We start from the raw sequence: 13,168 nt of genomic DNA on the forward strand, positions 1-13,168 counted from the left end.
AATCCGTGAAGGCCACATTGAGGGACTCAGAGTCCCTCGATGTGGCCTTCACGGACAACCTCAGCGGGTGGGGTCCTTGCCGTTGGGCTGGCTCGGCCCCGGCCCCGGTGACCACCAGCCCGGGACGGTTTTTTCGCCGTGGATCACCGTCGGCGCGATGCCTTCGGTGAACGGCTCGATCTGCAGCAGCTGGCCCCACGACTGGCTCGGCTGGCCGATCAGGTAGCTCGGCACCTCGGGCTCCTCCGCCAGCTCCTCCAGCCAGCCGATCGGGCCGCCGTTCGTCGAGGACGCCCACTCCGCCTCGTCCGCCAGGCCGCCCGCCGTGATGCGGTACTCCGGGACCTGGGAGATCCCGTCGTGGGACGTCACCGGCTGGGCGCACGGGTACACGAACGACGCCGGCCAGTCGATGTACACCGGCTTCGAGCCGATCTTGTCCGTCAGCGTCGTGAACGTCGGGACGCGCGGGGCCGACGCGGCGATCCAGCCGTCCTCCGTGAGGTCGTTGTCGACGATGTTGATGCGCACCGCGTTCGTCTCCGCGGGGAGGTCGCGCAGGTTGATGCGGGTGTCGTTCCAGCCGCCCGTGCCCGAACCCGGCGGCAGCACGAACTGGCTGCGCAGGATCTTCACGCCCTCCGGGGTGTTGACGCCGTAGTCGAGGCTGACCGACGTCGGCCGCCGGGGCGCGCCCGCGGTCGCCACCACCACCTGGCCGTCGCCCGGCTTCTCCGTCAGCGCGTACCAGTCGCTGCGCAGGCGGCCCGCGCGCGTCTCCGGGTCGAGGTAGCTCGACCACATCGGCACGTTCTCCGGCGTGAAGCCGTGTGGCGGCTCGGCGAGGGGGTCCTTGTCGTCGACCGGGCGGGTGTGGAAGCCGGTCTGGACGCGGCCGTTGTCGCGGTCGGGGTTGGGCAGCGGCGAGTTCTCCGGCGGCTTGGTCTCGTCGGCGACGGTGCGCTGCTCGGTCTGCGGGTGCAGGATGCTCGTCGCGGCGTCGCGCTCCACCATCACGTGGTCGGAGAGGTTGCAGCTCTTGCCGAACAGGTGCCCGACGTTCGCCGCGCCCAGGCTGTAGCTGCCGGCCTGGTTGTGGATCGCCCACGCCATCGTGACGAACTCGCCGCCCGCCACCAGTCCGCACACCACCACCAGCGACAGCGACCCGAGCCGCAGCGCGCGCAACCGGCCTTCCTGCACCGGGGGCGCGGCGGTCGGCCGGTGGGCCCGGACGTTCTCGACGAACGCGTAGATCCCGGCGATCGCGGCCGCTACCAGCAGGATCGTGGACAGCCCGATGCCGCCGATCGACGGTGCCACGTTCGTCCACTGGACGCCGAGGCGTGAGACGAACCAGTACGTGTTGGGCCCGGTCGCGGCCAGCGCGCCGACGACCAGCAGCCCGGCGAGGAACGCGGCGCGGTTGCGTTTGGACCGCAGCACGGTCGAACTGGTCGCTAGAGCCGTCAACGCCGCCATCGACGCCCCGACCGCGGCGAACGCGCCGAAGTGGTGCGTCCACTTCGTCGGCGTCAGCGCCAGGAGCAGGAAGAACAACGCCGTCGTGCCGATCAGGCGGCGCGCGGGGCCGAGCGACGCGCCCTGGATGCGGCCGCGGCGCAGCAGCATCACCAGGCAGGTGGCCGTGCACAGCACGATCAGCAGCACCGGGAACCGGCGCGGCGCCGAGCCGTCCGGCAGGTCGGCGAACAGCAATTGGTAGCGCGCCAGCTCCTGGAACCACGACAGGTTGGGGCCGACCTGCGTGCGGATCCGCGTCGCCTCCTGGACCGTCGCGAACGTCTGGTCGGCGAACACCACGACCAGCACCAGCAGCCCGGCCGCGGCGACCGGCGCGAGCACCGGCAGCCAGCCGTTCTCGTTGGCGCGCTGGCGGACCAGCTTGAACAGCGGGCGCGCGGCGACCAGGAACGGCGCCACCGCGATCAGCCCGGTCGGCGTCGCGGCCAGGGTGAACCCGGCCGCGGTCAGGCCGAGGCACAGCGGCAGCAGCCGCCGGGTCACCAGAGTGCGTTCGACGGCGCAGATCGCCAGCAGCGACCCGAGCGCGGCGACCGGTTCCGGGCGGACGCCGTTGTTGTAGGGCATCCACCAGACCAGGAACACCGTCGCCGCCGCCCAGCTGGCCGGGCGGCTGGTGCGGACCTGGGCGCCCAGGCGCGGCATGACCTCGCGGCTGATCAGCAGCCAGCACAGGACGCCGAGCAGGAACGACGGCAGCCGGATCCACGGCGGCACCACGCTGACGTGCGCCATCAGCTCGAACACGTGGTAGAACCAGCCGAACGGCGCCTCGGCGACGCCGAACCAGCGGTGGTAGTTGGTCAGGAAGCCGGTCTGCTCGGTGACCCGGGCCATCGTCAGGATGTAGCCGTCGTCCGAGGTCACGGGCCCGATGAAGACCCACGCGCCGAGCGCGGCGATCACCGTCGCGTCCCGCAGCGTCAGCCGCCACCAGCCGACCGGCGCCCAGCGCGGGGCGCGGCGCGCGAAGCCGGAGTCGCGCCGCCAGACCGCGATCATGCAGCCGATCAGCGACAGGATCGCGACCACGCCGACGCCGACCTTCAGCGCGGTCGGCGACGTCTGGTAGCGCGTGTCCGGCACGACCGAGACGTGCAGCCCGGCGATCGGGTCCTTGCCCGAGTTGATCGAGGAGTAGATGCCGACCACACGCGGCCGGACGTCGCCGCCGGTGTGGAAGATCGGCGTCCCGGCCACGGCGAGGGTCATCTGCGTCGCGTCGACGTCCAGCTCGACGTCGCACTTCTCGGCCGGCAGCGGCTGCTGGGCGATCTGCTGGCCCTGGCTGGAGGCGAACAGCACGCCGTTGTCGACGCGCAGCTGCAGGCCGACGCCCTTGCCGGCGTTCGGGTCGGTGCGGCCGTCGGGCACGGTGGCGAACAGCAGGCCGGGGCCGTTGGTGCGGGCGTCGACCGAGCGGATGGCCGCGCACGGCAGCTCGGCGCGCAGGTCCTGGGCCCAGTACCCGGTCAAGGGCGCGTTGACGGAGCGGGTGTCGCTGCCGGTCGGCCAGACGACCTCCGCCGTGTCCTGCACCACCGGCAGGAAGGGGAAAGCCAGCGCGCACAAGGCCGAGAGCAACCCCAGCGCTACGGCAATCAGACGCATCGGCGCAACGCTAACGGGTCAGACCGAGGCGCTTTACGCAGACCCCGGGTCACGCGGCGTGAACCGGCCGTGGTGTATCGCCTCGCTCAGGGGACGGCGGCTGCGCCAGCCGTGACGCTCCAGGTCGGGCACGGTTTCGAGCCGGCTCACCGGGCCGACGCAGAGCCACGCGACCGGGCGGACGCCGCCGGGGACGCCGAGCAGCTCGCCGAGGAACGCTTCGCGGTAGAAGCTGACCCAGCCGACGCCGAGGCCTTCGGCGGTCGCGGCCAGCCAGAGGTTCTGGATGGCCAGGCAGACCGAGTACAGGCCGGCGTCGGCGATCGCGTGCCGGCCCAGGACGTCGGGGGCGCCGCGCGCCGGGTCGTAGGTGACGACGATGCCGAGGCTCGACTCGAGGATGCCCTCGATCTTGATGTTCGCGAAGGTGCCGGCGCGCTCTTCGGTGAGCTGTCCGGCGAAGACGTCCCGCTCTTCGTGGACGTGTTTCGCGAACCGCTCGCGGGTCGTGTGGTCGTCGACCAGCACGAAGTCCCACGGCTGCGTGAGCCCCACGCTGGGCGCGGCGTGCGCGGCCTCGAGGATCCTCGTCAGGGTGGCTTCGGGGATCGGCTCGCCGGTGAACTCGCCGCGGACGTCCCGGCGTTTGCGCAGGACCTCGTAGAACACTTCGATCAACGCTTCAGGACCCATTCAACGGCTCCGGGCACGGTCTCGGCGGTCTCCGTGACGGGCCTCGGTGGTCGCCGGACCAGCAGCACGGGCACACGCAGTGCGCGTGCGGCCGTGAGTTTGGCACTGGTCAGGCCGCCACCGGAATCCTTTGTCACGAGAACGTCGACGCGGGCGAGCAGTTTGCGCTCGCTGTCCACTTCGTACGGTCCGCGCGCGAGGAGCAGCTCGTGGTGCCGGGGCAGCGGCGGCTCGGGCGGGTCGACGCAGCGGATCAGGAACCAGAGGTCGTCGAGGTGCGCGAAGGCGGGCAGCCCCTGGCGCCCGCTGGTCAGGAAGACGCGTTTGCCCAGGTCCGGGAGCTTTCTCGCGGCGTCGTCGAGGTCGTCCGCCCAGTGCCAGAGGTCGCCTTCGCCCGCTTCCCAGCCGGGCCGCGCGAGCCGCAGCAGCGGGATTTTCGTGAGTTCGGCGGCTTTCGCGGCGTTGGCACCGATTCGCTCGGCGAAGGGGTGCGTCGCGTCCACGACAGCGCGTACGCCGTTCTCGCGCAGGTACGCCGCGAGGCCTTCCGGGCCACCGAAGCCGCCTACGCGCACATCGCCGACCGGGAGCCGTGGCCGCGCGACGCGTCCCGCCAGCGAAGACACGACGCGCACTCCGCGGTCTGTCAGCACCGAAGCGAGCTTCCGCGCTTCGGCCGTTCCGCCGAGGACGAGGATCACGAAGGACGTCCGTAGCCGACGGCTTCGCGCCAGCGGTCGAGCGTCCGCATGTTGGCCAGCGTCTCGGCCCAGGTCAGCTCCGGTGCCTGCCGGTCGCCGATGTGCGTGGCGACGTGATCCGCTTCGCGTGCGAAGAGGCCCTGGCTCGCTTCGATCTCGATGACCTCGGGCGCCCCGTCGTGCGGGGTCATGACGATCTGCGACGTCACGGGCTTGCGGAGCGCGTGGATCCACGCCGGGCGCGGCACGGTGATGCTGCCTCGGCTGCCGTAGACGTGGATGCCGTCCTCCTGCGCCAGCCGGAACCCGCACGACAGCCGCGCGAGGATGTCGCCCGGCAGCCGCAGCAGGCCGGTCGCGTATTCGTCGACGCCGGACGCGGACAGCTTCGCCATCCCCGTCACCTCTTCCGGCTCGACGACGTCGACGCCGAGTGCCGCCTGCGCGACCAGCCGGGCCAGCGACGTGCAGTAGCAGCCGACGTCGAGGATCCCGCCGCCACCGAGCGCGAGGTCGCCGAGCCGCTCGACCTCGGCGTCTTCGACGTCGTAGCTGAAGGTCACGTCGACCGCGCGCACCTCGCCGATCGCGCCGGAGGAGACCAGCTCGGCCAGCCGCCGCGTCTGCGGGTGCAGCCGGTACATGAACGCCTCCATCAGGAAGACGTCCTGCTTGCGGGCGGCGGCGATGACCTCCTCGGCGTCGGCGGCCGTGACGGTGAGGGGCTTCTCGCACAGCACGTGCTTGCCCGCTTCGGCCGCCGCGATCGCCCATTCCCGGTGCATCGGGTGCGGCGTCGAGACGTAGACCGCGTCGACATCCGGGTCGGCGAGGAGGTCTTCGTAGCTGCCGTAGGCCTTTGGGATCTCGAAGCGCGTCGCGAAGTCCCGCGCCCGGTCGGCGGACCGCGCGGCGACGGCGGTCAGCACGCCGTGCCTGCTCTCGTCGACGCCCGCGGCGAACTCGGCGGCGATGGTCCCGGCGGCCAGCAGCCCCCAGCGCAGTTGCGTCACAACGACTCCGGTTGGTTCGCCCGGTCGCGGGCACTGGAATAGAGGAAGCTGTCCGGAAACCCGGCGGCGGCGAGCACCCGGCCGACGAAGATGGTCGCCGCCCGCGTCATCCCGGCTTCCCGCACCAGCTCCGGAAGCTCGGCGAGCACCCCGCGCACCACGGTCTCGCCCGGCTGACTGGCGAGCGCCACGACGGCGACGGGGCAGTCGGCGCCGTAATGCGGGCTCAGTTCTTCGGTGACCCGCTCGACGTGGTTGATCGCCAGGTGCAGCGCAAGGGTCGCCCCGGTGGCGGCGAACGCGGCGAGGGTCTCGCCGGGCGGCATCGCGGTCGACCGGGCCTGGACGCGAGTGATGATCAGGCTCTGCCCCACCTCGGGCACGGTCAGCTCCCGCCCGAGCACAGCGGCCGACGCGGCAAAGGCGGGCACCCCGGGCACGACCTCGTAGGGCACACCGGCGGCATCAAGCCGCCGCACCTGCTCGGCGACGGCGCTGTAGAGCGACGGATCACCAGAGCACAACCGCACGACCTCGTGCCCGGCGTGGTGCGCTTGGACCAGCTTCTCGACGATCTGCTCGAGGCTGAGGCCGGCGGTGTCGACCTGCTCGGCGCCGGGGCAGTAGGCGAGCAGGGCGGGCGGTGTCAAGCTGCCGGGGTAGAGGCACACGCCGCAGCGGCCAAGGAGGTCCCGCCCGCGCACGGTGATCAGGTCCGCGGCCCCGGGTCCGGCACCGACGAAGTACACGGTCATCGGCTGCTCCCCGTGAAGTGGTTTGCGGTGGCGTGGCCGGTCGTTGGTCGTGCCTGAGGTGCGTGGGCCGTCGCGGTGTGGCTGGTTGGTTGCCGTTGCCCCTGGGTGTGGGCGCAGTAGCCAGCCGCTGGTCGTGCCGCGCAGGTGCGGGTTGCGGCGCTGCAACCGGTCGTTGGGCGTGCCGCGTGGGTGCGGGTTGCGGTGGTGCAACCAGCTGTTGGCTGTGCCCTGTGGGGGCGCGCGCCGGTGCCGTTACCGGTCGTTGGCCGTGCCGCGTGGGTGCGCGCGCCGGCGGCGCGACCGGGCCTTGGCCGTGCTCTGCTGACCCGGTCCGGTGTTGTGCCGCCGGTCGCTCGTTGTGCCGCGCGGGTATGGGTGCCGGTGGCGCAGCCTTCCGGTCGCCGTTCCGCTCGGCTACGAGTCAGCGCGGCGTGGCCGGTCGGTCGCCGTTGCCCGTGGGTGCGGGCGCCGGTGGCGCGACCGGTCGTTGGCCGTGCCTCGGCGGCCCAGGCCGCGGTGGCACGGCCGGATGGCCGCCGTGCCGCGTAGGTGTCGGCGCGATTGGCCGCCCGCCGGCCTGCGCGGGTGTGGGCTGCAGTGGCGCAGCCTGCCGGTCGCCGCTTCTCGAGGCTGCAAGGCGGAGTGCGGTCACAAGCCGCAGTAGCGCCGGTCATTGGCTGCTCCACTGCGTGACCGTGCGCGCCGGGGTCCAGCCTGTGAAGCCGCCCAGCGGTGCGGCTCGTTCGACCGCTATTCGCAGCAGCTCGCCGCCGTACTGGTCGTACGTGCGGGCCAGTACCTGCTCGGCCTCCAGCGTGACTCCGTGCGCCACCACTCGGGCGCCCGTGGCCAGGCATGCGTCCAGGACGCCCGGCAGTGTCACCCCGCCGCCGATGAAGACGGCGTCCGGTTCGGGTAGTGCGCTCAGCGCTTCGGGTGCTTCTCCGGTCACCACCTCCAGTTCCGGTACTCCCAGGTCCACCGCGTTGCGGCCGATTCGCTCGGCGCGCTCGGGCTCACGCTCGATCGCGATCGCGCGGTTCAGCCCGTGCATCCGCGACCATTCGATGCCGACGCTGCCCGCGCCCGCCCCGACGTCCCACAGCAGTTCGCCGGGGGTCGGGGCGAGCCGGGCCAGTGCCGAGACCCGCAGGTCGCGCTTCGTCAGCTGGCCGTCGTGGGCGTACACCTCGTCCGGGATGCCGATCAGGGGCAGCGCCGGGCCGGTGCACTCCAGCGCGAACACCGTCAGCGGACCGGGATCGCCGGTCCAGCCGTCGGAGATGCGCTCTTCGGGCCCGCCCAGGTTCTCCAGCGCGAACAGCTCGCTCTCGCCATAACCCCGCACGGTGAGCAGGGAGCGCAGAGCCGCCGCGTCGGCACCCAGCACGAGCACTCGCCGGAGCGGCGCCAGCACCCGGGCCACGCGCGCCGACGATCGGCCGACGAGGGTCACCACCTCGGTCTCCTCGGCGGACCAGCCCAGCCGGGCCCGGGCCAGTGTCACCGACGAGAGCGCGGGCAGCGCCTCGACTTCGTATCCATGGGCCACCAGCGTAGAACCCACCCCCGACAAAAACGGATCTCCGCTGGCCAGGACGCACACACGGTGGCCTTCGTGCTCGGCGAGCAGCGCGTCGAGCCCGGGCAGCAACGGCGACGGCCAGGCCACCGCCGGCACGTCCGCGGGCAGGTATCCCAGCTGCCGCGGCGCGCCGATGACGACGTCGGCGCCGAGCACCAGGGCCTGCGCCTGTTCCGACAGACCGGGCCAGCCGTCGGCCCCGATCCCCACGACCGTCAGGCGTCGCGGAGGGGGCCGTTCGTCGGCTGGTGGACGTGATTCTTCGCGCACGATTTCCCACCCTAAGCGAGGCGGGCGCTGTGCGATGATCGGCTGGACGCCGACCTCCGCCGCTGAAGGAGTGCTGTTGAAGCCGTACCCGTTCACCGCCGTCGTCGGGATGCCGGACCTGCGCCTCGCGCTGATCCTGTCCTCGATCTCGCCCGCCGTGGGCGGGGTGCTGGTGCGGGGCGAGAAGGGCACCGCGAAGTCGACCATGGTCCGCGCGCTCGCGGGCCTGCTGCCGGGGGTCGAGGTCGTCGACGGCTGCCGCTTTTCGTGTGATCCCGCGGCGCCCGACCCGCTCTGCCCGGACGGCCCGCACGGCGCCGCGAACAGTCACCGGCGTCCCGCGCGGCTGGTCGAACTGCCCGTCGGCGCCGCCGAAGACCGCGTCGTCGGCTCGCTGAACCTGGAGAAGGCCCTGGCCGAGGGCGTCACGGACTACCAGCCCGGCCTGCTCGCCGCCGCGCACCGCGGGCTGCTGTACGTCGACGAGGTCAACCTGCTGCACGACCACCTCGTCGACACCCTGCTCGACGCCGCCGCGATGGGCCAGGCGACCGTCGAGCGCGAGGGCGTCTCGGTGTCGCACGCGGCGCGGTTCGTGCTGATCGGCACCATGAACCCCGAGGAAGGCGAGCTGCGCCCGCAGCTGCTGGACCGGTTCGGCCTGACCGTCGAGGTCGCCTCCAGTCGCGACCCGGAGCAGCGCGTCGAGGTCGTCCGCCGCCGCCTGGCCTACGAAGCCGACCCGGACGCCTTTGCCGCCGGGTACGCCGAAGCCGACACCCGCCTCGCCGAGGAAATCGAGTCGGCGCAACGGCTTCTGCCCGCCGTCAAGCTTCCCGACGACGCGCTGCGGCAGATCGCCGAGATCTGCGCGTCGTTCGAGGTCGACGGCATGCGCGCGGACATCGTCACCGCGCGTGCCGCGGTCGCGCACGCGGCCTGGGCCGGCCGCGACGAGGTGACCACCGAAGACGTCCGTGTCGCCGCGCGGCTCGCGCTGCCGCACCGGCGGCGCCGCAACCCGTTCGACGCGCCCGGAATCTCGGAAGAGCAGCTGGAGCAAGCCCTGCAGGACGCTCAGCCGCCCGGCCCCGAGGACGACGGCCCCGGCTCCGGTTCGACGCCGCCCGAGGCGCCGCAAGACGTCCCACAAGGCGGCGACGCGCCGCAGGGCCAGCCTCAGCAGCAAAGCGGCGGGCAGCAGAAGACCGTCGGTGCCGGGGAGACGTTCAAGGCCCGCGTGTTCCGCGTCAAGGGCATCGGCGAGGGCGAGCGCGGACGCCGGTCGCGCGCGATCACCGACAGCGGGCGCACCATCGGCGTCCAGCCCCCGAGCGTCCGGGACGGGCGGCCGCACCTGGTCGCCACCGTCAAAGCTGCGGCCCCGCACCAGAAAGCCCGCGGCCGCGAGGGCGCCGGCCTGAAGATGCGGCGGCAGGACCTGCGGTTCGCGCTGCGCGAAGGCCGTGAGGGCAACCTCGTGCTGTTCTGCGTGGACGCGTCGGGCTCGATGGGCGCGAAGGCCCGCATGCGCGAGGTCAAGTCCGCGGTGCTTTCGCTGCTGCTCGACGCCTACCAGCGCCGCGACAAGGTCGGGCTGGTCACTTTCCGCGGTGACTCCGCCGAACTCGCGCTGCCGCCGACGATCAGCGTCGACGCGGCCGCGTCCCGCCTCGAAGGCCTGCCCACCGGCGGCCGGACGCCGCTGGCCGAAGGACTCCTGGAAGCCGCGCGAGTCCTGCGGGTCGAAGAGATCCGCGATCCGCGACGCCGTCCGCTGCTGGTCGTCGTCACCGACGGCCGCGCCACCAGCGGCGCGAACGCCGTCGCGCGCGCCCAGGCCGCGGCCGGGCTGCTCACCGGCGTCACGACCGTGGTGATGGACTGCGAAAGCGGCAAGATGCGCCTCGGCCTCGCCGCGGATCTGGCCGCGCACCTCGGCGGCGAGCACGTGCCGCTGGCCGACGTCGCCGCGGAGTCCCTCGCCGACGCCGTCCGCGCGCGCACCGCGGGAAGGGCTGCCTGATGCCGCAGGGGAAACCGGAAGTCGTCCCGAAGGACGGGCTGACCACGCGCCAGCGTCGCAACCGGCCGCTGCTCGCCGTGCACACCGGCGAGATGAAGGGCAAGTCGACCGCGGCGTTCGGGATGGCGCTGCGGGCCTGGAACCAGGGCTGGTCGATCGGCGTGTTCCAGTTCGTCAAGTCGGCGAAGTGGCGCGTCGGCGAGGAAGCCGCGTTCCGCGCGCTGGGCAAGCTGCACGACGACACCGGCGAGGGCGGGCCCGTCGAGTGGCACAAGATGGGTGAGGGCTGGAGCTGGGCGCGCAAGTCCGGCACCGACGAGGACCACGCGACGAACGCGCGTGAGGGCTGGGCGGAGATCAAGCGAAGGCTGGCCGCCGAGACGCACGACTTCTACGTCCTCGACGAGTTCTCCTACCTGCTCAAGTGGGGCTGGCTCGAAGTCGACGACGTCGTGTCCACTTTGGTCGATCGGCCGGGGCACCAGCACGTGGTCATCACCGGCCGGTACGCGCCGCCGGAGCTGGTCGAAGCCGCCGACCTGGTCGCCGAGATGACCAAGGTGAAGCACCCGATGGACGCCGGCCAGAAGGGCCAGCGGGGGATCGAGTGGTAGCGCGCGTGGTGATCGCCGCGCCCGGTTCCGGGCACGGCAAGACCACCATCGCCGCCGGCCTGATGGCGGCCCTGCGCGCGGCCGGGCACCGGGTGTCCGGGCACAAGGTCGGCCCCGACTTCATCGACCCGAGCTACCACGCCCTCGCGACGGGACGTCCGGCCCGCAACCTCGACCCGTTCCTGCAGGGTGAGGACACGCTGATCCCGTTGCTGCGGCACGGTTCCCGGGACGCGGACATCGCCGTGATCGAAGGCGTGATGGGCCTGTTCGACGGCGCGCTCGGCACCGAGGGCTACGCCTCGACCGCGCACGTGGCCCGGCTGATCGACGCGCCGGTGGTGCTGGTGGTCGACGCGTCGGCGGCCTCGCGCAGCGTCGCGGCGACCGTGCTGGGGTTCGCGTCCTACGACACGCGGGTGCGGCTGGCCGGCGTCATCCTCAACAAGCTGGGCTCGCAGCGGCACCTCGACGAGATCGCCTCTGCGCTGGAAGCCACCGGCGTGCCGCTGCTGGGTGCGTTGTACCGCAACGAAGAGATCCACGCGCCGAGCCGTCACCTCGGGCTCGTGCCTGCGGCGGAACGAGCCTCGGAAGCCGAGCGGGTGCTGCCGTCGCTGGCCGCGTGGGTCACCGACGGCGTCGATCTGGAAGCGATCGTCCGGATCGCGTCGGGCGCTTCCCGGCTTTCGGCTCCGATGTGGGAACCGTCCGGTGTGGACGGTCCACGCGTGACGGTCGCGGCCGCGGGCGGCCCGGCGTTCACCTTCCGCTACACCGAGAACATCGAGCTGCTCGCGGCCTGCGGGGTCGACGTCGTGGACGTCGACCCGTTGCGGGACAAGACGTTGCCGGACGGCTGCGCCGGCCTGTACTTCGGCGGCGGGTTCCCCGAGGTGCACGCGGCCGAGCTGTCGGCGAACACGGCGTTGCGCGCCGAGGTCGCGAAGGCCGTCGACCGCGGGATGCCGGTCAGCGCGGAATGCGCCGGGCTGCTGTACCTGTGCCAGTCGCTGGACGGTGTGCCGATGGTCGGCGCGGTGCCGGCCGACGCCAAGATGACCGCGCGGGGCAAGCTCGGGTACCGGCGCGCGGTCGCCGTCGAGGACAACGTGCTGGCCACGGCCGGTCAGCGCGTCACCGGGCACGAGTTCCACCGCACGGAAGTCACGCCGTCGCACGGCCCTTCGGCGGCCTGGGGCTGGGACCGGCAACTGGACGGCTTCGTGTCGCCGACACTGCACGCGTCCTACCTGCACGTCCACTGGGCCGGGTACCCCGAGCTGGCGCAGCGGTTCGCGTCGAACGTCCGCGCGTTCGCCCATGGGTGACTACGACCTCCACCACCACGGCGACCGCGAGGTCGGGCCGGGGCTGGTGGATCTCGCGGTGAACGTCCGGCTGCCGCGGCCGCCGTCGTGGCTGCGGGCCGAGCTGGCGTCCTCTTTGGACACTCTCGCGGCCTATCCATCCACCGTTGAAGCAACTTCCGCGGTGGCGGCGCGGCACGGCCGTTCCCCTGCGGAGGTGCTGGTGACCGCAGGGGCCGCGGAGGCGTTCACGCTACTTGCGTCGGCGCTGCGGCCGCGCCACGCGGTCGTCGTGCACCCGCAGTTCACCGAACCGGAGGCCGCGCTGCGGGCCGCCGGGCACGCGGTCTCAAGGGTGATCCTGTCCGAAGTGGACGGATTCGTGCTCGACCCGGCCGCGGTGCCCGAGGACGCGGACCTGGTGTTCGTCGGCAACCCGACGAACCCGACGTCGGTGCTGCACCCGGCTTCTTCCCTGCGTGCGCTGGCGCGGCCCGGCCGGTTGCTGGTCGTCGACGAGGCGTTCCTCGACGCGGTTCCCGGTGAGGTCGAAAGCCTGGCTCATGGCTTTCCTGGTGTCGTGGTGCTGCGCAGCTTGACGAAAACCTGGGGCCTGGCGGGATTGCGGGCGGGTTACGTGCTCGCCGAGCCTTCTGTGATCGAACGGCTGCGTGCGGTCCAGGTGCCGTGGTCGGTGTCCACTTTGGCCGGTGTCGCGACGGTGGCGTGCTGCCGTCCGTCCGCTGTGGAGGAAGCCGAAAAGCTTGCTGTGGCGGCGGAATCGGACCGTGACTACCTGGTGTCCGGCTTGGCCGCGGCGGGTGTTCCCGTTCTCGGTGAACCACGCGGCCCGTTCGTCCTGATCCGCATCCCAGGCGGCGCCGACGTCCGTGCGCGGCTGCGTGAAGCGGGCTACGCGGTCCGCCGCGGCGACACGTTTCCCGGGCTGGGGCCGGACCACCTGCGCCTGGCAGTGCGCGACCGTGAGGTGACGGACGCCTTCCTCACGGCACTGCGCAGGTGTGTTTGAACGACGTCGCGCCGC

The 13,168-nt window shown here is 72.4% G+C and carries 10 protein-coding genes; 4 read left to right on the forward strand and 6 right to left on the reverse strand.

The annotated features are described in order from the left end of the window. Positions 1-60: 60 nt before the first annotated feature. From VA596_RS38425 to cbiE, 6 genes are all read right to left on the reverse strand, one after another. Positions 61-3,156 carry an arabinosyltransferase domain-containing protein gene (locus VA596_RS38425; protein ID WP_323333983.1) on the reverse strand — a complete coding sequence of 1,032 codons (3,096 nt, stop codon included), beginning with the start codon at positions 3,154-3,156 and terminating at the stop codon, positions 61-63. 33 nt (positions 3,157-3,189) lie between these two features. Next, a complete protein-coding gene (gene bluB / locus VA596_RS38430; protein ID WP_323334300.1) occupies positions 3,190-3,834 on the reverse strand; it encodes a 5,6-dimethylbenzimidazole synthase in 645 nt (214 codons plus the stop codon). After that, a complete protein-coding gene (locus VA596_RS38435; protein WP_323333984.1) occupies positions 3,831-4,550 on the reverse strand; it encodes a cobalt-precorrin-6A reductase in 720 nt (239 codons plus the stop codon). The genes bluB and VA596_RS38435 overlap by 4 nt, the downstream gene beginning before the upstream one ends. Further along, positions 4,547-5,563: a Gfo/Idh/MocA family protein gene (locus tag VA596_RS38440; protein ID WP_323333986.1), complete on the reverse strand. Its 1,017-nt coding sequence runs from the start codon at positions 5,561-5,563 to the stop codon at positions 4,547-4,549. The genes VA596_RS38435 and VA596_RS38440 overlap by 4 nt, the downstream gene beginning before the upstream one ends. Beyond that, entirely contained in the window at positions 5,560-6,318 is a 759-nt protein-coding gene (gene cobM, locus VA596_RS38445; RefSeq protein WP_323333988.1) for a precorrin-4 C(11)-methyltransferase, read from the reverse strand. Before cobM ends, VA596_RS38440 begins: the two co-directional genes overlap by 4 nt. Before the next feature lie 670 nt (positions 6,319-6,988). Next, the gene (cbiE, locus tag VA596_RS38450) at positions 6,989-8,113 is read right to left on the reverse strand and encodes a precorrin-6y C5,15-methyltransferase (decarboxylating) subunit CbiE (RefSeq protein WP_323333990.1); all 1,125 of its coding nucleotides are present in this window, start codon (positions 8,111-8,113) and stop codon (positions 6,989-6,991) included. Between the two features lie 136 nt (positions 8,114-8,249). Here cbiE and VA596_RS38455 point away from each other — a divergent pair, with 136 nt between their 5' ends. From VA596_RS38455 to cobC, 4 genes are read left to right on the forward strand one after another with little or no spacing between them, the layout of a single operon-like run. Then, positions 8,250-10,199, forward strand: a complete 1,950-nt coding sequence (locus VA596_RS38455; RefSeq protein WP_323333992.1) for a putative cobaltochelatase — start codon at positions 8,250-8,252, stop codon at positions 10,197-10,199. Next, positions 10,199-10,813 (forward strand): cob(I)yrinic acid a,c-diamide adenosyltransferase, encoded by a 615-nt coding sequence (gene cobO / locus VA596_RS38460; protein ID WP_323333994.1) that lies wholly within the window; start codon positions 10,199-10,201, stop codon positions 10,811-10,813. Before VA596_RS38455 ends, cobO begins: the two co-directional genes overlap by 1 nt. Then, complete coding sequence (locus VA596_RS38465; protein WP_458364030.1) at positions 10,807-12,144, forward strand: cobyrinate a,c-diamide synthase; 1,338 nt, start codon at positions 10,807-10,809, stop codon at positions 12,142-12,144. Before cobO ends, VA596_RS38465 begins: the two co-directional genes overlap by 7 nt. Then, complete coding sequence (gene cobC / locus VA596_RS38470) at positions 12,137-13,153, forward strand: Rv2231c family pyridoxal phosphate-dependent protein CobC (RefSeq protein ID WP_323333998.1); 1,017 nt, start codon at positions 12,137-12,139, stop codon at positions 13,151-13,153. Before VA596_RS38465 ends, cobC begins: the two co-directional genes overlap by 8 nt. The last annotated feature ends 15 nt before the right edge of the window (positions 13,154-13,168 follow it).

Origin of the sequence: Amycolatopsis heterodermiae (genome assembly GCF_034929455.1) — a bacterium.
In the GTDB taxonomy this organism is placed as follows: domain Bacteria; phylum Actinomycetota; class Actinomycetes; order Mycobacteriales; family Pseudonocardiaceae; genus Amycolatopsis; species Amycolatopsis heterodermiae.